Source organism: Nonomuraea sp. NPDC050536 (genome assembly GCF_044457685.1).
Lineage (GTDB): Bacteria > Actinomycetota > Actinomycetes > Streptosporangiales > Streptosporangiaceae > Nonomuraea.
Map to the genome: position 1 here is coordinate 78,462 of NZ_JBITHD010000029.1, position 21,173 is coordinate 99,634.

Here is a 21,173-nt window from a genome sequence, read left to right on the forward strand (position 1 = left end):
CTTGACACACCTACACAGCTCAGCAGGGGATGAGGCGTGCTCCCCGCCGCTGGTCTTCCAGGACCACCCGACCGCCACAAACAAGATCCGCCTCGCCTATGTCGACGCAGTGGAAGAAGATTGGCAATTCCGCGTGCTCTGGTCCCGCCAGCACACGAGCACGGCCAACGCCCCGCAGGCCCAGAAGCGGTACAACGGCGCCCATTGTCAGCGGTGCTGCATGATCTTCCGTCTCTGCCAGGCGTGCGGCCAGTCGGCGCGTCTCCCCAATGGGGGCGTCACGTGGGTTATCCCAGCCGAGGAGAACCCGGAACAGAACTGGTCCGGGATCACCGACATCGCCCCCACCTGCGCCCGATGCATAGACGAGGCCATCATGGGCCCCAGGTTCTGCACGCGACTTCGCCGAGGCTGCCACGTGTACGCCGTTCGACACGCTGAGCCGTACGGCGTGCTCGCCGACGTGTACCGCCAACACGACAGCGACCCGAAGGCCGCCATTCTGGTGGAGAAGAACGCCATCGTCCCATTGGAGGCGTTCCCTCTGTTGGAGTCCTGCCTGGCCACCCAGCTCGTCGTGCAGCTATCCGACCTGACCTCGCTGGCCGACAACCTCGTCCCTTGCTAAGCCGGAGCCGTGCCGCGCCGGCGATCGCCGTCAGGGCCGTCGTTCGTCATCGACCGGCTCACCTGACTTTGACGGTCGTCGGCAGCTCGATGTAGCCACGCAGGGTGGGCGAGCCGAGCCGTTTCGCGCTGTCGACCTCGATCTCGTAGGACGCGATCGACGCCACGAGCTCTTCCAGCACGATCTGTGCCTGCAATCTGGCCAGTGCCGCGCCCAGGCAGAAGTGACGGCCCTGGCCGAATGCCAGCGTCGCCGTGGTGTCACGCGCGACGTCGTATCGGTCCGGGTTGGGAAAGACGTGCGGGTCCCGGTTGGCCGCGGCCACCACGAGCAGCATCCGGGATCCGGCGGGCACGTGCTGGCCGTGCATCTCTATGTCCCGGGTGGCGCGCCGTGCCACCGTCTGGACTGGCCCGCTGTGGCGTAGTGTCTCGCCCAGCCATCCGGTGATGGCGCCAGACCAGGCGATGGCGCGCTGATTGGGGTGGCGCCAGGCCTGGTACCAGCACAGGCCTAGCAGCCTGGCGGTGGTCTCGTTGCCGGCTACTCCCAGCAGCAGCATGGCCGACGCGATCTCATCAGTGGTCAGCTGCTCGCCATCGGCGGTGCGCGCCTGGATGAGTGCGGAGGTCAGATCGTCGGCCGGTCGGGCCCGCCGCTCGACGATCAACTCCGTGTAGTACTGGAGGGCGGCCATGATCGCCTCGTAGTATCCAGGCGGCCGCTCGGTCGACACGCCGTCCTGGCGGGCGACCAGGACCTCGGTCAACTGCAGCATCAGCCCGCGATCTGCTTCTGGAATGCCCAGCAGCTCGGAGACCACGTGCACCGGAATCACCGCGACCCACTTGGCGAAGTCCCAGGTCAACGCCCCGCCCTGCAGCACATCATCCAGATGCCTGCGCACGAAGGCGCGGATGGCCGGCTCCATGCCCGCGACCCGGGCCGAGGTGAACGCGGCGGCGACCAGGCCCCGCATCCGGGTGTGATCGGGCGGGTCCATAGCCAGGAACGAGCTCCGCGCGGCCGCGTTCGGGCGCCAGCCGTCTAACTGGACTCCATAGGCGGACGAGAACGTAGTGCTATCGCGGAACGCGGCGGCCACGTCCCCATGCCGAGTCAGAGCGTAGAAGTCGTGCTCGACGCTGCGGTAGAGCGGCGCATGCTCGAGCAGCTGCGCGTAGATCGGATACGGGTCGGCCTGCAGGCGGAAGGCGAACGGGTTGTAGTCGATGTCCATCAGATTCCTTTCCTTGGGACTCTCGTCCCGATGATCGTCATGCCCCGCTATGCCCTAAATGTCGCCCCTTTCGAACCTCTCTTGCTGGACTCCGGAGGCGCGGCGCCCCTGAATGCCTTGGTGACCCTGTGTCGCACTTTGGTTGCAATTCGCATTGAACTGCGGCAAATCGAGCACCACGTCCGTAACCTCGTGTGGGTGGCGAATCCGTACACTCGTCCCGATTGGGCAGGCCTCATCTACCAGTTGGTGAGCGCGCTAGAAGCCACATGCTCAGTCTGCGACGGCCGGGGAGGAGAAGTCCCCGCCGCGTGGCAGTCCTGGCGACAGCGCGAGCAGGAGCTGCAGCAGGCGGCGCGGGACGCACGCGTGGCCGCTGGCCTTCCGCCAGATGCCTGGGTGACGGGGCTGGCCGACGTGGTGGGCCTGCATCGTCGCATCGCGCAGCGGTCGGAACCCGCGCCTGTTTCGCCGACTGTCGTGGAGGCTGAGCAAGCTCTGCGGGACTGGGAGCAGGCCAAGCCGACCGGTCCGGACATGCAGGAATGCTGGCACTGCCGAGGCCAAGGCGTCGAGCTCACGGACGCGGGCATGACGTTTGCCGACTTCCTCGAGCGGCATGGCTTCATGCGCGGACTGATGCCCAGGACGGCCACTCCCGCGCCGAGACCCACACCGAGACAGGATGAACACGGCCAGGACGCGGGCCCGGCATGATCTCGTTCCGCACCCGGGCGATCGCCTGGCGCATCTCGATCACCGGGGGGTTCTTCGCACTCGCGGCCATGGCGGCCTGGCTGGAGCGACCCCGCGGGTGGTCCGTAGCTGCGGCTGCCAGCTTGTGCCTCTGGTTCGCCTTCTGGCTGATCGGCCGATCGGCGACCTACGCCTGCCCGCGCTTGATCCGCCAGCTGCGCGCGGTGGCCAAGGCCCGTTCCGTCGACGCGGTCACCACCACCGCCAACGTGATGGTGTGGAGCAGCAAGGCCAGATGGGTCGAGATGACGATCTACCGTGCCGTGCTTGGCGACCTAGTAGAGGCCAGAGCAGACCTGGACGCCGGCGCCCACATCAGCACCGTGTCTTTCGAGATCTTCATCGTTCGCGGCCGCTACCAGATCACCCGCGTCATCGGGAGCCACGCAGTACAGCCTGCCCCTGGCTCTGATACAGGATTGATCATCCTGCCCCAAGCGCGCTCGTCCGGATGGCGCATACTGCGCGCCTTCAACACGGCTAGCAAGTCCGGCATCACGCACATCACCCATGGAGAGATCGAAGAGCTGATCGAACAACTGCGTTGCGCCACCCCGCCAGGCCTTACCCCGCCGCAGTCGCGGTAGCTCACGCGTTCGCCCTGATCCAGCCGCGCTGACCTCGCTCTCGCCGTAGTGTGGGTGTCAACAAAGTGTTGCTCTGCGAGGACCTGGAGGTTGTCGTGGCGGCCAGCCGGAGCAGTGCCGTCCGTCGTCTGGCGAGCGCCCTCGCCGCGCGGTTCGGCGTGCTGGTGGAGGCGCGCTATGACAGCGCGCAGTGGACCCTGGAGTGGGGCGATGGTTTCTCTGTCAAGTCCTGCGTGTTGAACTTCGGAAGCACTTCCTGATCGTTCAGAGAGTCGAAGCTGTGGCACCGAGGTCGCCGTATTCTGAGCCTGTCAACAAAATGTTGCGCACCAAGTGGACCATGGAGGCCCTTCTGTGGCGACCAACCGAAGCAACGCTGTTCGCCACTTGGCGGCCGCTCTGTCCGCGCGGTTCGAGGTGCAGGTCGAAGCCGTCTATGACAGCACGCAATGGCGCCTGGAGTGGATCGACGGTCCGGTCCAATCCCGTATGAAGACAGCGGTCAAGGAACTCGCCCCTGCAGACTTGGACCCCGAACTGTTTGAGCTGTCGAGAAGCCCGCAGGATCGCGCGGTGGCCGTCCAGCTCATCCGGATGGCGCGCAAGGGTCAGTTGCCGAGCGATGAGCGGATCGCCTGGCGACTGCTGTCCCTCGTCGGGTTGGTGGTGAACGAGACCGACTATCCAGACCGTCCGGTGGACGAGCGCGCGCAGGTGATGGCGCAGCGGCTGATGGACGCCTCGCGGGATGACAAGTGGAAGAGCGTCAGCGACATCCGCATGGCCGAACTCGTCCTGGAGAACGGCGGGATCTCCTGGCTGTTGCCCACCCCCATCGAAGCACCGACCGATGTCAACGCGGCGCTGGAGTTGATCACCGCCCGGTATGCCATCGGTGAGGCCGCTCAAGCCTGGCATTGGAGCCTTGTCCCCCTTGATCTGGGCGAAGCCCTTCGCCTTGCCCAAGCCGACCCGGAGCCTGACGCCGAGGTCGCGCTCGCCCTGGTCACCCTGGCTGCTGAGCATCGTCGTCGGGTCTCGGCGGAGCTCGATGCTGACCTTGCCGACGCGGTGCGCGCGGCGCGCGCCGCGGGCGTGCCGTGGGAGGTGCTGGGCCAGGCGCAGGGCGGGCTGACACGTCAAGGAGCGTCGCAGCTCTACGGCCGGTTGCTTCAGCGTGGCCACCGCTCGGAACCGTCAACATGATGTTGCGCACGGCGGGTCATGCGGGCTGGGGAGTGCCCGGGTGGGGTCCGGGACCCGCGCGTCCCGGTGCCCGGGCGAGATCGAGTGTGGCCGTGTCGCGGGCGTCGGCCGGGGCGGGGGAGTCGGCGGTGGCGGATTGGGTGAGCAGGGCGGTCAGCCGGTAGGCGGCGTGGCCGTCCAGCTGCGCCTGGCCGCGGTCATACCGCTGGGTGGTGACCGGGGAGGTGTGGCCGAGGAGCTCCTGGACCGCATCGACGGGCACGTCGGCGTCCAGCAGCAGGGTGGCGGCGGTGGCGCGCAGCATGTGCGGGGTGATCCGATCGGCCCTCAGGCCGGCGGCGCGGGCGGCGCGGCGCAGCGCGGTCTGCTGCCGCCACCGGTCGAACGGGCGGCCGTCGTCACGGGTGAGGAGCAGGTCGGCGGCGGCGCGGCCGCGGGTCAGCGGCTGTACCAGGGCGACCACCGGCTCGGCCAGGGGGAGGCGGAGGTGCCGGCCGCCCTTGAGCCGGAACCGAATCACCGGGTGCCCGGCGTCGCGGCCCAGGCGGCCGACGGTCAGGCCCTCCAGTTCGGCGGCGCGGAGCCCGAGGTTGACCAGCAGCGCGACGGCGGCGGCGTCGGCCGGGTAGCGCGCGGCGATCGCCTGGGCGCCGCGCAGCAGCGCGGCGGCCTCGGTCAGGGGGAGCGCGGGCGTGGTGCCGATCTTGGGCACCTCGGGTCGGGTCACGTGGGTGGCGGGGTTGATGGCCACGGCGGGGTGGCGGCGCACCGCGTAGGTGTACAGCGACGACAGGCTGGACAGGTGCCGGGCCACCGTGGCGGCGCCGAGCGGCCCGCGGTGCAGGAGCGCGGCCGCGCCGGAGCCGGTGCCTACCTCGTCGGCGTAGGCGACCAGGTCGTCCTCGGTCACCTGCCACAGCCCGCGGCCTGGCCGGGCGTGCTGCAGCCAGCGCAGGAAGGCCGCCAGGTCGGTCAGCCGGGCGCGGCGGGTGGCGGCGGTCTTGCCGGCCCGCAGCCAGGCGGCCACCGTCGGCCAGCTGCCGGTCGTGCTGTCGCGGGGGAGGGCGTCGACCAGGTCGACGTCGGCGCCGGGCACCTCCCCGCCGTCGCCGCGGCGACGGCGCGGCCGCAGCCCCGGGATGTCGCCCACCGATACCAGCAGCGGCGCGGGCAGTGGCGGCGCCCCGGGCGCGGGCGCGGAGCCGGACGGTCCGGTCGCCACGCCACGGGCGAGCGCGCCGGGACGCAGTAGCGCGGTGGGCGTCAGCACGCCGTCGCCGGGTCTCTCGCGGTCGTCGTCCTGCGCGGCGGAGCGTCCCTGAGCCATGATCACCAGGGTATCTCACATAACTGGAATTGTGTGATGCATCTCTTGATTTCATAGATCCGTATCCGATCTGTTTGAACGGATCGGATACGGATCGGATACGACTATGTTAGGGTCGCTTGCATGAGTGAGCGTGTGGACCACTCCGGAGCGGGCAGCGCGGAGGCGATGACGCCGTACGGCCCGGCGCCGGTTGCAGGGCTCGTGACGGCGGAGGAGGCCGCGCAGCGCGCGCAGCGCACCCGCGCCGCCGGCGGACGGCCCTGCCGGTACTGCGGCGGCGCGATCCCGCCCGGCAAACGGTCCGACGCCCGCGACTGCTCCGACGACCACCGGGTGCGCTTCAACCGCGAGCGGAAGAACGCCGCCGCCCAGGCCGCCCGCGACTCCGGCGAGGTGCGCCTGGAGCAGGCCGATGCCGTGCTCGGCCCGCTGGTCGAACAGCTGGAGACCGTGGCCGGGGGGCTGCGCGCCGCCCTGGCCGGCGAGGTGGCCGAGGCGCGGCAGGAGGCGGCCGCCGCCCGCGAGCGGGAGGCGGTCGCGCTCGACGAGAAGGCCGAGGCCGACACCCGCGCCGAGCTCGCCGAGCGCCGCGCCGACCAGGCCGACGCCGAGGCAGCCACCGTCAAGGAGGCCGCCCGGCGCACCGAACGCGACGCCCGCCGCCAGATCGCCGAGGCCAAGCGCGACGTCGAAGAGGCGTGGAAGCAGACCGCCCGGCACGATCGCGACCGCGGCGCCGCCGAGGCCGAGCGCGATGCCGCGGTGCGCGCCCGCGACCACCTCCAGGCCGCGCACGCCGAGACGACTCAGAAACTGGCCGAGGCCCACGATGAGCTGATCGCGCTGCGCGCCGCCCTGGCCGAGCGCACCACCAGGCTGGAGCAGACGCAGGCCGAGCTCACCGATGTCCGCGGGCAGCTGGAGACTGCGCGTACGGCGGCGCAGGCCGCGGCCGCCGCAGCCGAGCAGCGCCTGCAAGCACTGCAGCATGCGCTGGAGACCGCCCAGCACGAGAGCACGCAGGCGCAGATCCGGGCCGAGAGCGCCGAGCGCCGGGAAGCCGACGCCCTCGCCACCGCTGAGCGCGCCCGGCTCGACCTGGTGGCCGCGCAGGGCGACGCCAAGGCCTCAGCGCACCTGCTCAGCCGTATGGAGGCCGAGCTGGAGAGTGTCCGCCTCGACCTCGCCGCCCAACGCGAACGCGCCGCAGCCGCCGAACAACGCGCCCAGACCGCTGACGACGAACTTTCCGCGCTTCGAGCCGCCCCCGCAGATCACGATGACTAGGAGCGGTTGTTCTCGGGGATGGGAAAGCGCGCCTCGAGCTGGCCGTGGTCAGGTCGTCTCGATGCCGAGGCCTGCGGGCACCTTTGGATCGATGGCCCGGATGGCGGCGACGGCGAGTAGCTCGGCCTGCCGGTCGTTCATGTAGTTGAACCTGTAACGGTCCTCGCCGAGCGCGATGGCGAAGTCGAGGATGGCGCGCTCGCTCGAGCTGCACATGTCGAACGCGCCGTTGTCGAAGGCGTCGCGTGCGGCCCGCCAGTTGATGTACGCGGCGTCATCGTTGTCGTAGACGCACATGTCTGTGAACGTCTCGTTGTCGAGCCAGGCGCTGTGGGTGTCGCCGATGAGGAGTTCGATGGCGGCTTGCCTGTGGGGTTCGTGGTCGTGTGCTCCGGCTCGCAGCCGTTCGGCGAGGGTGGTCACGGGCTGGTCCTCTCGGCGTCGACCTGGGCGCGGGCCTCGTCCACCTCGGCCAGTTGTTCGCGGAGGGCTGCGACACCGTTCACGAGCGCGATTTCGCGGTCTGTAGCGCCTGGGGCCATGTCGCCGGTGAGGTCGAACAGGCTCTGGTACTGCCGGACTGCGTCGCGGACGGCGAAGACGATGCGATTGGCGATGGCAGTTTCGAGCTGGTGGAGCGCGCCAAAGTAGTCGCCGGTGACGGGCAGTCTGATCGTGGTGACGCCGGCCGCTTCCTGGAGGCAGGCGCTCGCCAGGATGAACAGCTCGTCGTGCGCGTCCATGAGCCGCTTGGTCGCTGGCATGAGCATGGCTGCCCTGTTACGTTCGATCTCGTCGCGACGCGAATCCATTGGACTGGTCCTCTCGGTGTCGAGCGCGCTAGCGGTCGTCGCGGTCAGCAGGGGATGACGGACTCGATGGTTTCCGCGAGGGCGACATCACGAACCCGGCGCTGGCCTCGTACGGTGCATACCTGAATCCGGTGATCTCGGTGCCGCCGTCGAAGATGGCGTACTGGTCGGCGCGCAGACGCCAGCCGCTGTAGCGGACTCCGGCGTACCTGAAGTGGGCGACTTCGAGGCTCATGCGGCGATTGTTTCACCGCGCTGGTGCGCCGGGATGGTGTTTGCCGGGCGGCCGTTCATGATCGTTAATCGTATGGTGTCAAGGTCCGTTAGCACACAAGATCATTCCGGAAACAGGGCTTGGAGCACGCCAGGTGCAGTTCGGAGGCCTTGCAGCCACGCGTCCGACTCCTTACGAAATGTCTCGTGAGGGTCGTCCAGCTCGCCTGCTGTGCTCGAGCTGTCCAGGAACAGCGACAGTGACCAGGCGGACAGATACCGGCTGAGGTGGTCAAGGGTGATGGTGACGTCGCCGATCACGGGCCCGCCGTGAGCGATGGCGTTACGGGAACGGCGTAGACGCGCGCGTGCCGTTTTCCACCGATTGCCGATCTCCTTGGCCCAGTCGGCGAGGGTGGCCGGCGAGGCCAGGCGCTCCGCAAGCTGGCGCAGTCTGCGACCACACAGGCTGTGCACGGGGTACAACCCAATAAGCCGGGGGAGCGCCTGGACGGCGGCCAGGCCGCCGAAGCCTACGACCCCGGGTGCGTCTGGGGTTTCGATCTCCTTGCGGATAGAGCGCAGCTCGGCCTGAGAGCCGGCCGCCTTGCCCTCGGGATCGGCCACGGCTTCGCTCACCACGTCGAACAGCTGGTTGATGATGGTGGCGCGAATCCAGGCTGAGGCCAGGTAGGTGTCCAGATAGCTGGTCCAGGGCAGGGTGCAGACGCGGGTGGCGGTCAGCTCGATGACGCGCACGTTCAGGACGAGAGCCGCCAGCGACTGCTGTTGCTGGGCCTCCTGCCACCATTGCACCGCCCCGACCGTCTCGCGCAGTTCCTTGTCGGCCTGGGCCAGCTTGTCCCACAGCTTGGGGGTGAGCTCAGCCAGCATGCGCCCCACGGGGTCGTCGTATGGCCGGCGGCGCCGGGAGCCGGGCAGGCGAAACACCTGAAATCCCACCATCACTCCGTCGATCGCGTGCCGATATCCGTCGACCGGAGTCCATTCGGTGCTACCGGTCCGGAACCGAGCCAGGCCCACCAGGGCGTGAAGGCGCTCCCGGGCGGTCTGGGCGGGGTCTGCGAATACTCCTTTGCCCAGATCGACTCGGGCCAAGACGACGTCCTTCCCCTCCAGCACGTCCTGGGCACTCACGTCGCTGTCGGGGTGGCTCAGCTCAGCGGGAAGTCCCTGTAGCAGCCGCGGGGATCCGTCATTCAGGCGTGCGCGCAGCCATGGCCCGTCAAACAGGGTGACGGGGCCGATCTCCTTGCTGGTCAACGGCGAGGCGGCATTGGTGAAGGTCAGCCAGATCACGTGGTGCGAGGGCGTGGGCTCCAGGAACAGCAGGCGACGGCACAGCTCCAAGATCTCCTCATCCGTGAGCTCGGACAACTCCTCCCGCTGTCCCCATTGATCGCCTGGGGGCTCTTCGATGTCGCCCAGCTTCACCTGGGCCAAGGTCACATCGAAAGTGGAGCCGTCCAGCACCGAGCACAGTTCGCCGCTTAGCTCCCGTGGGTGCCAGTCTGTGAAGCCAGCCAGCCGCCAGAACAGATCGCGGCGGGCAGCGATGATGTCGAACCGGGACTCATCGTCGCGGCAGGCGGCGAGCAGATCATGCCAGGCCGCTTCAAGAACCAACGGTTCGGACCACCGTTGGCGCAGCGCGGTCATGGCCGCCTTCGCCGGCTCACGGTCCGGGGCTGGCGCTGTCCCGGGGAATCCGGTCAGGGCGGTTTGAGCCTTGCGTAGCTGTGGTTGCAGCATGGCTTGGACGGCAGGGCCGAGCCGGGTCACTGCGCTGGTGAAGTCCTCGATCGCTTCCGTCCACGGGCCTTGGTGGTACTTCTTGCTGTACGGCCGCCGATCGTTGAGCCAGCCGGCGACTTCCTCGCTGGCTGCTACGGCGTCCACGACATCGCGATCGCTCCACCACGGCCGGGCTTCATGCCATCCCAGCGCTTCGCGCAGTTCGTCTGCTGCAGTGTGGGAGGCAAACCGGGGGGAGTTTGGATCACGCATTGATCTAGTGTGCGGCTTTGCCTAATGCCGGAAGGGCAGAACCTGAAGCTGTCGTCCCGTTCAAGGCTGATGCGGCTAAAAACGCACGTTCTTGTCACCTCCCCGCCAGGCTGACGGTCAGACATGGCGCTGCGAGGGGAAGCCCGGACAGAGGCTCAGGCACGCTCGATCGCAACGAGGTAGAGGGCCGACCTCGTGGAGGTTGAGCGTTGCGGGTCCGCGCAGGGATCTATACATGATGGACACCGCCCCGTTCTACCCCTCCAGGACCGTGCGTTTGGAAGCGGCTGAACAGGGCCTGTCACCGTTCATGGAACCCGCGACCCGGCCGCGAGGCAGAGCATTAGCTGCGTGCCTCCGCACCGCGATCATCCCCGATGTTGGTTCGGGGTGGAGAGTGGACTTCGACCCAGTCGATCACGACAGTTCGGCGGACACCTGCATCGAGCATGGCCTGGCTCTTGTGCTGTCCATTGACGTAGCCGGTGCCGAAGCGGCCGCTGAGTTGGATGCCATCACCAGACAGGATGAGCGCCTGCAGAGCCTGGAGTTCCCAGCCCAGCATCCCTTCGGTCTCGGCGTTATCGAGTACGTGGGCAGGGATCTCGGCGGCGGGCACGCCTGCTCGCTTGGCCACGCGAACCAGCCGGATCGCAGTGGCGCTGACCCTGTGCCAATCACCGCCGTGATACCAGCAGCACGTGCGCGCCTGCCGGCGCGGGGCGAGCTGGCGCAGCAGGCGGCGAGGCCAGCTAATGCCCTGAGGCATGCACTCCGGTTCCCGGAATGGGTGAGGGCGCGGCAGCCGTACCGTCCACATGGTGCGGTAACGCGGTTCATCCTCCGGCTCAGGTGCGCGGGGGATGTAGCCGTCTCCGCGCTCGGAATCGACGCGGGCGCCGACGAGCCGGGTCAGCTGGTGGTCTGTGAGACGGTCCCATGTCGGCCCCTCCAGTTGGAAGGGGCCGACACAGGCGAAAGTGACCAGCTCGAAGCGCTGGTCGAAGTCCTTGAGGGTAAGCAGTTGCCGCTGGACCCAGAGAGGTGGTTCGGCCTCGTGCGTCAGGTGCCGCTCCCAGACCGCGGTTACGTACGTTTCTGCCCTGTTGACCAGGGACGGTCCCTCGCTGTCGGTCTGGGTGGCCACGGCGACTGGTCGAGTGTCCGGCGCGGTGAACAACTGCAGGCGGAACGTTGCCGGACGGGGCCCGCCGACGTCGACGGTGAACATGTGGTCGTCGATGACTCGTGCCCGCGCCGCTGAATGCCGGGCAAGGAGGTCCTCGAGACTAACCGGCATCAGGTCTCCTGGGTACTCCGGGCTGGACATCGTGGATCTGGGGATCCAGTGTGCTGGAGGCGGCAGACATTCCGGAGAGATTCCGAGATCGCGGCGGCACCGCGAGCGGGCCGTTCGCCAGCCTGGGAGCGGCAGACCGCTGACGACCACCACCCGCACGGGTGAGATATGAGCAGCGATGGGCGTTGTGTACGTTTCGTGTTGTGGGTGTGATGCGCGGGCCGGACGGCATGGAGGTCAAGGCGATCGTCCTGGACCATCGCCCGCTGCTGAGCGTGTCCCGCCGCAGCTGTCATCGCCGCTACCACCTGGGCTACTGCTCCTCGGTCGAGGAGTTCGTCGCCCGTTTCAAGGTGGACCTTGCCGAGCTGGAGTACGTCGAGCGGCGGCGGCTGACGCTGGTCTCTGACCAGCCGTAGACCCGTTCTTGGCCGTAGCGGGAACCCGGGCGGGTAGGCCAGCGGCATGGCGCTGCCGTACTACGCGCCCATGCTCGCCCAGGCCGGCCCTCTGCCCTCCGGTGACCATGAGGACGACTGGGCGGTGGAGATGAAGTGGGACGGGGTCCGCGCCCTGGCCTACGTCGAGGACCAGGCGCTGCGGCTCGTCTCCCGCAACAGGCGGGACATCACGCTGGCCTATCCGGAGTTGTATGCGCTGGCCGGGGCGGTCGGTGGACACGATGTCGTGCTGGACGGAGAAATCATCGCCTTCGATGCCGACGGACAGCCGTCGTTTTCCTCACTGCAGCCGCGGATGCATCTGCGACGGCAGGCGCGCATCGCCGAGCTGGTGAGCCAGGTGCCGGTCACCTACATGGCCTTCGACGTGCTCCACGTCAACGCGGCCCCGGCGGTCCGCATGCCGTACGACGACCGACGTGCCTTGCTCAAGGACATCGTCCGGCCCGGCTACCGGTGGCAGGTACCGGTCGAGTTTCCCGGCCAGCCCGAGCGCGCGCTCCAGGCCAGCATGCAGCTCGGGCTCGAGGGTGTGGTGTGCAAGCGACGGACCTCGCCCTACCGGCCGGGCCGCCGCTCCGCCGACTGGACCAAGGTCAAGAACATCAGCACCGTGGCGGTCGTCGTCGGCGGTTGGACACCCGGCGGCGGCCGCCGGCGCGATGCCATCGGTTCTCTACTCGTCGGCGCCTACGATGCGGAGTTGCGCCTGGTGTACGCGGGCCACGTCGGCTCCGGCTTCACCGAGCGGATGCTCGCCGACCTGCGCGCCGAACTCGCCCCGCTGGAGCGCCAGGCCTGCCCGTTCGCGCACGTTCCGCGTGAGCACGCCCGCCACGCGCACTGGGTGGAGCCCGTGCTGGTGGGTGAGGTGGCCTATGCGGATGTCACCGCCGGCGGCCGGCTCCGCCATCCGGCATGGCGCGGGGTACGCAGCGACCAAGCCCCGTACGAGGTGTCGACGGCGCAATGGGCTGACGGCGGCGGTTCCGGCGCAGCCACAGCAAGCTGAGGCGCTGCCAGCGGGCCGAGGCGGGGCAGCGCAAAAACGTGCGTTTTCGTCGAGGCCTACCCGGGGATTCCGGGCTTGCGGGTGAGTTGGCGGCCGAGCTCCAGGCCCCGCAAGGGCCGTCAGGCGCGCTCGATCGCGACGAGGTAGATGTCGAACTCGGACTCGATGAACACCAGGATGTAGCCGCCTGCAGCCAGGGTCCAGCGCCCGTCCTCACCGGGTTCGGCGTCATCGGGGATGCCGTGGATCATCAGCCGGATGATCGCGTCGGCCACAGACAGGCGCTGGTCAGCGGGGATCTGGTCGTAGGCCTGCCGGGCGAGCCGTTCCCACTCCACGTGGTAGGACATCAAGCAGAGCCGGGCAGACCGTAGCGCTCGCGCAGCACCTGCTGCTCCTCAGCCGTCAGCCCTGACACCAGCAAGAACTCCTCCGGGTTCGTGCTCACCCGGCCGGAGCTGTTGTGCCAGTCGTACGTGAACTTGAGCTTCCGGTACTCACCCAGGGGCACCACCACGGCGAGATCACCGTGATGCCGGATGATCTCGTGTTCATCGCCTGGGGGGAGGGCCTGCTCGGTCACCAGGGCAGTCTACCGAACCCCCAGATGCCTTCCCGGACGCATATCTAATCTATGGGGCGAGAGTCTCCCCGGAGCAGCGCCTGCGTCACCACAGTGACCTGCTGCTGCAGCTGCTTCAGCCGGCCGCCTCGGTCGCTGTGGACGTTGAGGACGGCCTCGACGGCGTGTGGCTGGAGGTGTCCCTTGAGGTCGACGGCCGCGCCGCGGTAGCTCTGCCGCACTGCCTCCAGCTCGTGCGCGACGTGCCGGGTGGCCATCCACGCCAGCAGCAGCGGGTACTCCCTGAGCGCTGGATACGCCCGATAGCCGGAGGGGATGGCGTCCAACAGCCACGCTGCGGCCGAGGCCGGCCAATCCTCAGCTTGGGGCGGCTTGACTTCCAGCGGCCAGCCCTCCGGCGCGATCGCCTCCGCTGGCGTGGGGGCGCTGGCCTCTTCCTCGCTCGTGACCCGTCGGACGCGGCTGGGGCTGTAGTCCTGGCTGGGGATACAGCGCACGTCGGCGATGTCGAACCAGGCTCTGCGGGACTTGAACCCGCCGTCCTTCGACCACGTCATGACCTCCTCCTGCCAGGAGACCAGTGCCTTGACCTCGTTTCCCTGCTCGTCAACCAGGTACGCCAGCAGGAAGCCCGCGCTGTTCAGCGCCGGCAGGCCGACGGACGGTGGGTCCTGCACATCCCCACCATAGCGGCGAATCGAATGCATCTTCGAGTCTCCCGAGATGGTCCTTGGCCAGGCAGACCCGCTCCTGGGCGATCTGGGGTTCAGTCCTCAGGGCTCAGGTTTGTCCTGGCGGACTGCGCGTCCAGGAGCTCACGGCGAAGGGCAAGCAGGTGGTCGATCTGGTCATCGATCCGGTCTACGGTCAGATCCGTACCGATGTAGTGCTGGGGGTCCCAGCCGGTCACGACGACAGTGTCGGAGTCAAGATTCCCGACGTGGTTGAAGTCCTCACGAACCACATAGCCCACCGAGCGCAGGGCGGCCGCCATGGCTTGGCCAGTTGGGCGCACGGAGGTCAGGCTCCTCGGGGCGTGGATGACGACGCCTCCGCGGGTCGCCTGACTCGTGATTCCTTCTGTGGCCAGGGTGTAGTCGCTGAGGGCGATGCTGCAGATGCGGATGATCTCGAGTTCGGCGTTCTCGGTGATCGGGATCTGGCGTATCGCGGGTGAGTCCGGGGTGACTGAGCGGCGGCGCAAACGGCGCATCGGATTCATGTGAGGATCAGTCCCTTCTGCACGGTTGAGGGGCCTTGGGTGGGCTGACCTGCTCACCCAAGCAGGTCTTGCAACAGGTGCTGGTGGGCAGCGAAGACGTGCCCGCGGTAGGTGGTCTGCAGGGCGGAGACGAGCTTGGCGTATGTGTCCACCTGCACCCAGGCGGCACGTCGGGCATCGTCGGCGCCCACAGGCCTGGGTAGGTCGGCGCCTGGGGCGGCGCGGATGGTGGTCACGACGGGCACGGTGACCATCCAGGACTCGTTGCTCGCGCGCGGGTCGGAAACATAACGCGGCTGAAGCGCCTGCCAGACCGCACCGTCCAGCTCCAGGCCGGTCTCTTCCGCCAGCTCACGGACCGCGGCGCGGACGGGCTCTTCGCCGGCGTCGACATACCCGCCGGGCAGCGCCCACCCGTGGCCGTCCGCGCGCTCAACCATGACCAGCCGCCTGGTCCCGTCGTGCGCGATACCGATCACGACCGCGTCGGCGCACAGCTGTTCACCCCAGTGGCCCAGCTCGTTGCGACCATGGGTGATCCCCGTGTCGTGGCACGGGTTGACGGGACGCCCGTCGACCACCTGGAACGGGATCGCCGCGGCCGCCTGGCGCGCATCCCAGTCGATCCTGGCGGGATCGGTCTCTGGCTCCGCCCATCCCTCCCTGACGCCACGATCGAACACGTCGGGGTGCGTGTATGTCCTGTTCATAACTGCTCCTAGTCCGCGTTGGGGAGGGTGGTGGCCCGTTCGTCGATCTTCGGCGCGATGCGGGTGACCGCGTCGCAGCACCGCTGCGTGGTGGCTCTGCTGGCGTGCATGGCCGCTGACAGCCCGCCGTACGAGCCGCTCTGCTGGGTGTGCGTGCGGATCGCGGCCGCGGTGATCGGGATCTGGCGTAAGGCCGACGAGTCCGGGGTGATGGCACGGCGGCGCAAGCGGCCCAGCAGATTCATGGTGAGGATCATTCCTCTTGCACGGTGGAGGGGCCCGGGGTCGCCGGGCCCGATCAAAGTCCCTATTCGGCCTGGGCGAGCAGGCTGAGAAGCTGGGCCTGGACCAGATTCATGGCGTTGGCGGTGTCATCGAGGCTGGAGGACAGCAGCTCGGAGTGGGCGGCGGCGGATTCCTGCAGGCTCTGGAAGCGCTTGTAGAGCTTCTGAATGTCGGCCGTCGTCTGGCTCTCGCGCCGGGCGGCGGCGAGGTCCTGGGCGAGCTCCTCCAGCTCGTCCTTGGCGCGGGTGGTGAAGGCCTTGATGACCATCTCGCGCATCTCTTCCTGATTGGGCAGCGGAATGCAGTCCATGCCGCTGTCCTCGCCCATGCGGCCGACCAGGGTGCGCAGGGCGCGCACGGTGGTGACGTGCGGCTGGGCGACGAAGTAGACGCCTCCGCTGGCGCGGACGCGGATGGCGTTCAAGGCATCGAGGTAGTCGCGCACCACGCGGCGCATCTGGTCGGCGGTCAGGAACGCGCAGTTTTGGCGATAGGTGTCGGTCAGCTCGTCCAGGAGCTGGTGGACGCGGGCCTGCTCGAGCTCGGGCAGTTCGGCGATGGCGGCGTAGTCGGGGGTAACCTTCAGCGCGCCGGCGCCGACCGCGGACGTGGGCGCCTTGTCGCGCTCGAAAGCGATGACGGCCAGCCGGGTGTCGTAGTCCAGGCGCTTGCTGCCCTCGTCGCGGACCTCGCGCACCAGATGGCGCACGATGCCGGTGTCGTCGCGGCGCACATTCCGGATCATGAGCAGGGCCTCGCGGGCGTTGCCGTTGCTCCGCCGGCGCCGGCGGCGCCCGTCGGTGCCTGCGGCGGGGTCGTCAAGGTAGTACTTCGCCTTCAGCCCCCGGGCGCCGGTGAGGCGCTCGAACACGTCCATGGGGCGGATCGGCTGCGGCAGGAACGACAGGTCAAGGTCGAGCTCGCGAAACCAGGTGGTCAGATTGTCCAGGGTGACCTTGCCGTCGTAGACGCTGTAGAGCACCAGGTGGCCCAGCAGCGGGGTGCCGCTCTGCTCCAGAGACTCGGTGTAGCCATCGAATCCGGCGCGGGCCTGCGAACTCATATGATCAGCCTCTTCCATCCTGGTTGCGAAAACGTGCGTTTTTGCCAGACGGGGGTGATGGTGGCTCCCTCGAGCGGCGATCCCCTCGAGGGAGCCGGGGTCAGATGGCGCGGAATATGTCGCGGGTGCCGTCGACGTCGGTCAGGTCGGTGACGGTCCGCAGGTTGTCGGTCAGGGCGTCCAGGACGTCGCCGGGCTCGTGGGCGACGGCGATGCCGAAGACCCGGAAGTCGAGCCGGGCCTTGCGCTCGAGCCAGCTGCGCATCCACTCCTCGGTGATGCCGCTTTCGCCGTCGGTGATGATCACGATGTCGCCGCGCTGGGCGCCGGCGGCGTTGTACTGGTGCTGCAGCAGCTCGGCGGCCACGTCCAGCGGGGTGGCGAAGTCGGTGCCACCTCCGAGGAAGGTCTCGGCGAACTCCAGCACCTGTGCCAGGGCGGGGGGCCGGTCGCCGGGGAACTCGAACACCTTCGGCTCAATGTCCTCGTCGGAGAACAGGATGCCCGCGAAGGGGCGGCGGGCCTGGCGGGCCTGGTCCAGCAGCGCCAGGGCGGCGGCCTTGGCCCAGGCCTCGCGGGTGATGCCGTCGTGCTTGTTGGTCATGGAATAGGAGGTGTCGATCAGGGCGATGATGGCGCCTTTGCCGGTGTGCTCCTCGCCGCGGGTCTGGTAGGTCATCAGGCGGCCTTCGGCCAGCCGAGCGGCGAACACGGCGCGCAGGGCGGGGACGCCGAGGCTGGCCAGCTCGGAGGGGATGAGCTTGCCCAGGTCGTCGCCGAGAGTGATCCCGACCAGTTCGCCCGTGGCGTGCTCGGTCTTGTGGGCGCGCTCGCCGCGGGCCATCTGTCGGAAGCGGCCGATCAGGTCGGCGAAGTTGCCGAGGCAGGAGCCGCGCAGCTTCTCGGCCAGCTGGCGGCGGGTCTCGAAGTCCATCCGCTGGAGCTGGCCGGGCTCGACGCCCCAGGCGGCCATCAGGGCGCTTTCCTCGCGAGCCTGCTCGGCGGCCTGCCGGGCGGCCTGGCGCATGGCCGACCGGACGGCGGGGCCGGCCTTGGCCAGCGTGGCGCGGGCGGCCGCGTCGGCCTGGTCGACGGCGTCGTCGAGGGCGGCCGCCGCGGCGATGGCCTGCTCGACGTCGTCGGCCTCGGGCGCGGGGACCGCGCCGGGCTCGTCGGAGTCCGGGTTCTGCTGGGCGGCGGCTTCGGCGGCCGCCAGCGAAGCCGCGATCTGCTGGGCGGCTGCGGCCTGCTGCTGGCGCAGCTCGGCCAGCTCCTGGGCGGCCTGCTGGGCCTCGCGGGTCTGCTCGAGCATCCGGCGCAGCGGCGCGGACTGGGCGAGCACGGCCATCGCCGCGGCGTAGGCGTCGCCGACGGTCTCGCGGCGTAGCTCACCCCATTCGGGGGTGGCCAGCAGGGTGGAGATGACCTGGTGGTTGACGGCGCGGGAGGGGTCCATCTGCTCACGCGGCCGCACCTGCGGGTTGCTCTTGTAGGCGCCGGTCCACACATCCCGCACCAGGTCGGTGGCGTAGTCGTGCTGGGCGGACAGGTCGTCGGTCAGCTCGCGCAGGGCGGCCGCGGACTCCTCCACGTGGCGCCATTCCATCTCGTCGAACTTGTCGAAGTCGATGGCCTGGGTGTGCAGGGCGGGCTTGGTGGCCAGTCCCAGCCAGCGGCCGGCCTTGGTGGCCAGGTCCTTCAGTGTGGCCAGCGTGCCCATGATGTCCCTCCGTCTCGGCTGTTTGGTTTGGAGGTGGGGTGTCGGGGTTGGAGGGTCAGGGCTGGTTGACCATGCTGGGGTTCAACCCCAGGGCCTCGACCATGATCCGGCCGTAGACGGCGCGCTGAAGGCCGATGATCCGGTCGATGGTGGCGGTGGAGCGGCCGGCGGCCACGGCGTCGCGGCGCAGCTCCTCCAGCTCCTTGCCCGCCTTGCCGAGCTTGCCGTTGGCCTCCTTGATCGCCCAGTCCGCCAGGCTCTCCTTGGACTGGCCTGCCATGGAGTCGAGCGTTGCCGCCAGCTCGTCGATGGCGTCGGACAGGTCGAGGGCCTTGAGGTCGTCGGGGTTGACCAGCTGCAGGACGGCGCGCTCGATGGCGGGCCGCTCGGTGGGGGAGTCCCACAGCACGTGGGTGAGCACCTGGAGGTCCTGCTCGTCGATCTCGTTGCGGCCGGACAGGAAGGCGTGGGCCTGCAGCAGGCGGACGGCGGCCTTCCAACGGCGGTCGCTGGCGATGAGCTCGCTGCGGCGCAGCTGGGCGCGCAGCTGGCAGATCGCGTCCACGATCGCGTCGGGCACACCGATCGCGGGCACCGCGGCGGTGACCGCGTGCCGCAGGTCGGCCAGGTCGACCGTGGTGACGGCGGCCGGGGCGGGCGCGGCGACGGCCGAGCGGATCAGGGCGGCGAAGTTGCTGGGGTCGGTCAGGTAGCCGACCTCCAGGCGCACCAGCAGCCGGTCATAGATGGCGGAGGTCTCCTCCGACTCGCCCAGTTCGTTGCTGGCGGTGATGGCGCTGAGCAGCGGGCAGCCGATCGGCGCGCCGCCGTTCTCGGGGTGGTAGAGCCGTTCGTTCAGCAGTGCCAGGGTCTCGTTCAGGGCGCCGGCCGAGCACTTGAAGATCTCGTCGATGAAGGCGATGTCGGCCTGGGTGGCGCGGCCGTCGAAGATCTGCGTGTAGGTGCCCTGGGTCAGGGCGGCCACGTCGATGGGGCCGAACATGCGCTTGGGGTCGGTGAACTTGCTGAGCAGGATCTCCCAGTAGCGGGCTCCGGTGAAGCGGCCGGTCAGGTCGCGCGCAAGCTCGGACTTGGCGGTTCCGGGCGGGCCCAGCAGCAGGCTGTGCTGCCCGGCGAGCACCGCGCACATGAGGGCGGTCACCACGGTGGTGCGCTCGTAGAAGCGGTCGGACAGCTCCTCGGTGATCGTCCGCAGGGCCGTCGCCGTGGCAGCCGGGTCGCTGGCCTTGGTGCTGGTGCTCATCGTGTCGATCATCTGCGCTCCTTCGCGTCCCTCACACGTTGTCCTGCTGATATGGACAACGTAGTACGCGGCGACACCCCTTGTCAATATCAGCAGGACAACGTATTTTGAGCTGCATGAAGGGGTACTACGACCCGTTGAAACTGGCCGAACTCTTGGGCATCGAGCGCGAGACCGTGCATAAGTACAAGGTCCGCGGTGACCTGCCGGAGCCTGACGAGCACGTCGGCCGTACGCCGCTGTGGCGCGAGGAGACGATCAATAAGTGGCTGGCCTCGCGCCGTGGACATGGGTGGCGCGCTGGGCAGCGAGCCTCAACACCCGAGGCGCCCCCTTCGGTCTAGCGTCGGCATACATGGGTCCGGCGGTGCCTGTCGCACGAGAGCTACGAAACGACTGACGCCCCCGCCTCTGACGAAAACGTGCGCTTTCGTCAGAGGCGGGGGCGTTGCGTTGGAGCGCTGGCCTGGATCCGGGCCTGCTGGGCTGGCCGGGCGTCAGGTGGCGGGGTGGCGCCGGCGGGCGTCGGTGGTGGGGGCGAGGGCGATGCCGGAGCCGCGACGAGCGTTGAACACGTCGATCACGTCACCGGTGCGGAAGTAGCGGACACCGCGGCCCGCGGCATTGGGCGGCATCGGCTTGCATTGCAGCGCATCCAGCGGTGCCCCCCGTTGATCGCCAACGGGCCGCCGAAACCGGGGGAGTCCACCTGCTCCATGGATGGGCCGGCCTCTCTGCCCCATGCCACCTCAGGAAAGACCATTTCCCGGATGACAGGACCCTTCGGGTTCAGAGCCGTGGGTCGTTGAGCAAGGTGAAGCCGTCCGCTGAATCGGCGGTCAGGCTTCGGACAGCGAAACGCCGACCCGGCAGTTCGTTGACCGGTAGGCCGGCTTCGTTGGCGACCTTCACTGCGGAGATGCGCAGCGGGGCAGCGGCGGAATGAAGGGGTGTGATCAACTCGGCCTGATCCCCGATGGTCAGGACTACTCGCACTTCAGTGGTCACGTGTCTCCGCCTTTCTCGTGTTCTGCTTGGGTTCTGTCGGTTCGCTCGTCTTGCGGGGGCGGCCGACACGTCGGGGCCATTTCGCCTTGTAGGCGATAATGTCGGCCCGTGCCCACAGCTTGCCTGCCGCCAGTTCATAGCGCGGCCTCGGGAAGTCGGGCCGCTCTGCCAGCTGGTGCACGCGCTGGCGTGACACATCCAGGATCTTGGCCACCTCGACGGCGCCGACGAGGTCGCGTTGGTCGGGCGCGCGGTTGACGATCTCGCCGAGCGCGGCCAGCAGTAGCGCTGGAGTGGGCTCCGCACGGCGGCCGGGTGGGGCCAGCTCGCGAACCACATCGTCCAATTCGGCAGGAGTCATGCCGAGTGCAGCGGCAACCTGTTGCGCTGCAGCGACGATACTTGTGTGCTGGTCGTCCACGGTTTTCACGTCTCCAGCATGCCAAAAACCTTGACAA

28 protein-coding genes are annotated in these 21,173 nt (G+C 68.7%); 9 read left to right on the forward strand and 19 right to left on the reverse strand.

Going from position 1 to position 21,173, the window contains the following annotated elements; translation table 11 throughout:
* Position 1 precedes the first annotated feature (1 nt).
* Positions 2-628: a hypothetical protein gene (locus ACIBHX_RS46905; protein ID WP_397074834.1), complete on the forward strand. Its 627-nt coding sequence runs from the start codon at positions 2-4 to the stop codon at positions 626-628.
* Between the two features lie 58 nt (positions 629-686).
* Here ACIBHX_RS46905 and ACIBHX_RS46910 read toward each other — a convergent pair whose 3' ends face one another.
* Positions 687-1,868, reverse strand: a complete 1,182-nt coding sequence (locus ACIBHX_RS46910; protein ID WP_397074836.1) for a cytochrome P450 — start codon at positions 1,866-1,868, stop codon at positions 687-689.
* Positions 1,869-1,898: 30 nt separating this feature from the next.
* Between ACIBHX_RS46910 and ACIBHX_RS46915 the strand changes: the two genes are divergently transcribed.
* From ACIBHX_RS46915 to ACIBHX_RS46930, 4 genes are all read left to right on the forward strand, one after another.
* Entirely contained in the window at positions 1,899-2,585 is a 687-nt protein-coding gene (locus ACIBHX_RS46915) for a hypothetical protein (protein ID WP_397074838.1), read from the forward strand.
* Entirely contained in the window at positions 2,582-3,211 is a 630-nt protein-coding gene (locus ACIBHX_RS46920; RefSeq protein ID WP_397074839.1) for a hypothetical protein, read from the forward strand. The genes ACIBHX_RS46915 and ACIBHX_RS46920 overlap by 4 nt, the downstream gene beginning before the upstream one ends.
* Before the next feature lie 50 nt (positions 3,212-3,261).
* Positions 3,262-3,471 carry a hypothetical protein gene (locus ACIBHX_RS46925; protein WP_397074841.1) on the forward strand — a complete coding sequence of 70 codons (210 nt, stop codon included), beginning with the start codon at positions 3,262-3,264 and terminating at the stop codon, positions 3,469-3,471.
* Positions 3,472-3,565: 94 nt separating this feature from the next.
* Positions 3,566-4,417: a hypothetical protein gene (locus ACIBHX_RS46930; protein ID WP_397074843.1), complete on the forward strand. Its 852-nt coding sequence runs from the start codon at positions 3,566-3,568 to the stop codon at positions 4,415-4,417.
* 16 nt (positions 4,418-4,433) lie between these two features.
* Here the strand turns inward: ACIBHX_RS46930 and ACIBHX_RS46935 are convergent, their stop codons facing one another.
* A complete protein-coding gene (locus ACIBHX_RS46935; RefSeq protein ID WP_397074845.1) occupies positions 4,434-5,744 on the reverse strand; it encodes a tyrosine-type recombinase/integrase in 1,311 nt (436 codons plus the stop codon).
* Positions 5,745-5,867: 123 nt separating this feature from the next.
* On the opposite strand from ACIBHX_RS46935, the gene ACIBHX_RS46940 reads away from it, so the two are divergent.
* Positions 5,868-7,034, forward strand: coding sequence for a hypothetical protein (locus tag ACIBHX_RS46940; RefSeq protein WP_397074847.1), 1,167 nt, complete (start codon positions 5,868-5,870; stop codon positions 7,032-7,034).
* A gap of 48 nt (positions 7,035-7,082) precedes the next feature.
* Here ACIBHX_RS46940 and ACIBHX_RS46945 read toward each other — a convergent pair whose 3' ends face one another.
* From ACIBHX_RS46945 to ACIBHX_RS46965, 5 genes are all read right to left on the reverse strand, one after another.
* Positions 7,083-7,457 carry a hypothetical protein gene (locus ACIBHX_RS46945; RefSeq protein WP_397074849.1) on the reverse strand — a complete coding sequence of 125 codons (375 nt, stop codon included), beginning with the start codon at positions 7,455-7,457 and terminating at the stop codon, positions 7,083-7,085.
* Positions 7,454-7,804 (reverse strand): hypothetical protein, encoded by a 351-nt coding sequence (locus ACIBHX_RS46950; RefSeq protein ID WP_397074850.1) that lies wholly within the window; start codon positions 7,802-7,804, stop codon positions 7,454-7,456. The genes ACIBHX_RS46945 and ACIBHX_RS46950 overlap by 4 nt, the downstream gene beginning before the upstream one ends.
* 70 nt (positions 7,805-7,874) lie before the next feature.
* Positions 7,875-8,081, reverse strand: coding sequence for a hypothetical protein (locus ACIBHX_RS46955; protein WP_397074852.1), 207 nt, complete (start codon positions 8,079-8,081; stop codon positions 7,875-7,877).
* Positions 8,082-8,182: 101 nt separating this feature from the next.
* Positions 8,183-10,087, reverse strand: a complete 1,905-nt coding sequence (locus tag ACIBHX_RS46960; RefSeq protein ID WP_397074854.1) for a hypothetical protein — start codon at positions 10,085-10,087, stop codon at positions 8,183-8,185.
* Positions 10,088-10,430: 343 nt separating this feature from the next.
* Positions 10,431-11,318, reverse strand: coding sequence for a hypothetical protein (locus tag ACIBHX_RS46965; RefSeq protein WP_397074856.1), 888 nt, complete (start codon positions 11,316-11,318; stop codon positions 10,431-10,433).
* 272 nt (positions 11,319-11,590) lie between these two features.
* On the opposite strand from ACIBHX_RS46965, the gene ACIBHX_RS46970 reads away from it, so the two are divergent.
* The gene (locus ACIBHX_RS46970; protein ID WP_397074857.1) at positions 11,591-11,806 is read left to right on the forward strand and encodes a hypothetical protein; all 216 of its coding nucleotides are present in this window, start codon (positions 11,591-11,593) and stop codon (positions 11,804-11,806) included.
* 46 nt (positions 11,807-11,852) lie between these two features.
* The gene (ligD, locus tag ACIBHX_RS46975) at positions 11,853-12,860 is read left to right on the forward strand and encodes a non-homologous end-joining DNA ligase (protein ID WP_397074859.1); all 1,008 of its coding nucleotides are present in this window, start codon (positions 11,853-11,855) and stop codon (positions 12,858-12,860) included.
* Between the two features lie 119 nt (positions 12,861-12,979).
* Here the strand turns inward: ligD and ACIBHX_RS46980 are convergent, their stop codons facing one another.
* The 9 genes from ACIBHX_RS46980 to ACIBHX_RS47020 form a co-directional block, all read right to left on the reverse strand.
* Positions 12,980-13,210, reverse strand: a complete 231-nt coding sequence (locus ACIBHX_RS46980; protein ID WP_397074861.1) for a hypothetical protein — start codon at positions 13,208-13,210, stop codon at positions 12,980-12,982.
* The gene (locus ACIBHX_RS46985; protein ID WP_397074862.1) at positions 13,210-13,443 is read right to left on the reverse strand and encodes a hypothetical protein; all 234 of its coding nucleotides are present in this window, start codon (positions 13,441-13,443) and stop codon (positions 13,210-13,212) included. The genes ACIBHX_RS46980 and ACIBHX_RS46985 overlap by 1 nt, the downstream gene beginning before the upstream one ends.
* 44 nt (positions 13,444-13,487) lie before the next feature.
* Complete coding sequence (locus ACIBHX_RS46990; protein WP_397074864.1) at positions 13,488-14,120, reverse strand: hypothetical protein; 633 nt, start codon at positions 14,118-14,120, stop codon at positions 13,488-13,490.
* 89 nt (positions 14,121-14,209) lie between these two features.
* On the reverse strand, positions 14,210-14,665 hold the full coding sequence (locus ACIBHX_RS46995; protein WP_397074865.1) for a hypothetical protein: 456 nt from the start codon (positions 14,663-14,665) through the stop codon (positions 14,210-14,212).
* Positions 14,666-14,718: 53 nt separating this feature from the next.
* Complete coding sequence (locus tag ACIBHX_RS47000) at positions 14,719-15,375, reverse strand: NUDIX domain-containing protein (RefSeq protein WP_397074867.1); 657 nt, start codon at positions 15,373-15,375, stop codon at positions 14,719-14,721.
* Between the two features lie 8 nt (positions 15,376-15,383).
* Entirely contained in the window at positions 15,384-15,620 is a 237-nt protein-coding gene (locus tag ACIBHX_RS47005; RefSeq protein ID WP_397074869.1) for a hypothetical protein, read from the reverse strand.
* A gap of 62 nt (positions 15,621-15,682) precedes the next feature.
* On the reverse strand, positions 15,683-16,723 hold the full coding sequence (locus ACIBHX_RS47010; protein ID WP_397074870.1) for a DUF6744 family protein: 1,041 nt from the start codon (positions 16,721-16,723) through the stop codon (positions 15,683-15,685).
* Between the two features lie 100 nt (positions 16,724-16,823).
* Positions 16,824-18,443, reverse strand: a complete 1,620-nt coding sequence (locus ACIBHX_RS47015) for a VWA domain-containing protein (protein WP_397074872.1) — start codon at positions 18,441-18,443, stop codon at positions 16,824-16,826.
* A 55-nt stretch (positions 18,444-18,498) separates the two neighbouring features.
* Positions 18,499-19,719, reverse strand: coding sequence for an AAA family ATPase (locus ACIBHX_RS47020; RefSeq protein ID WP_397074874.1), 1,221 nt, complete (start codon positions 19,717-19,719; stop codon positions 18,499-18,501).
* Positions 19,720-19,823: 104 nt separating this feature from the next.
* Between ACIBHX_RS47020 and ACIBHX_RS47025 the strand changes: the two genes are divergently transcribed.
* Positions 19,824-20,051 (forward strand): helix-turn-helix transcriptional regulator, encoded by a 228-nt coding sequence (locus tag ACIBHX_RS47025; protein WP_397074876.1) that lies wholly within the window; start codon positions 19,824-19,826, stop codon positions 20,049-20,051.
* A 153-nt stretch (positions 20,052-20,204) separates the two neighbouring features.
* Here ACIBHX_RS47025 and ACIBHX_RS47030 read toward each other — a convergent pair whose 3' ends face one another.
* The 3 genes from ACIBHX_RS47030 to ACIBHX_RS47040 form a co-directional block, all read right to left on the reverse strand.
* Positions 20,205-20,342: a hypothetical protein gene (locus ACIBHX_RS47030; protein WP_397074878.1), complete on the reverse strand. Its 138-nt coding sequence runs from the start codon at positions 20,340-20,342 to the stop codon at positions 20,205-20,207.
* 154 nt (positions 20,343-20,496) lie between these two features.
* Positions 20,497-20,715: a hypothetical protein gene (locus ACIBHX_RS47035; protein WP_397074880.1), complete on the reverse strand. Its 219-nt coding sequence runs from the start codon at positions 20,713-20,715 to the stop codon at positions 20,497-20,499.
* Positions 20,705-21,145, reverse strand: coding sequence for a hypothetical protein (locus ACIBHX_RS47040; protein WP_397074882.1), 441 nt, complete (start codon positions 21,143-21,145; stop codon positions 20,705-20,707). Before ACIBHX_RS47040 ends, ACIBHX_RS47035 begins: the two co-directional genes overlap by 11 nt.
* Between the last annotated feature and the right edge of the window lie 28 nt (positions 21,146-21,173).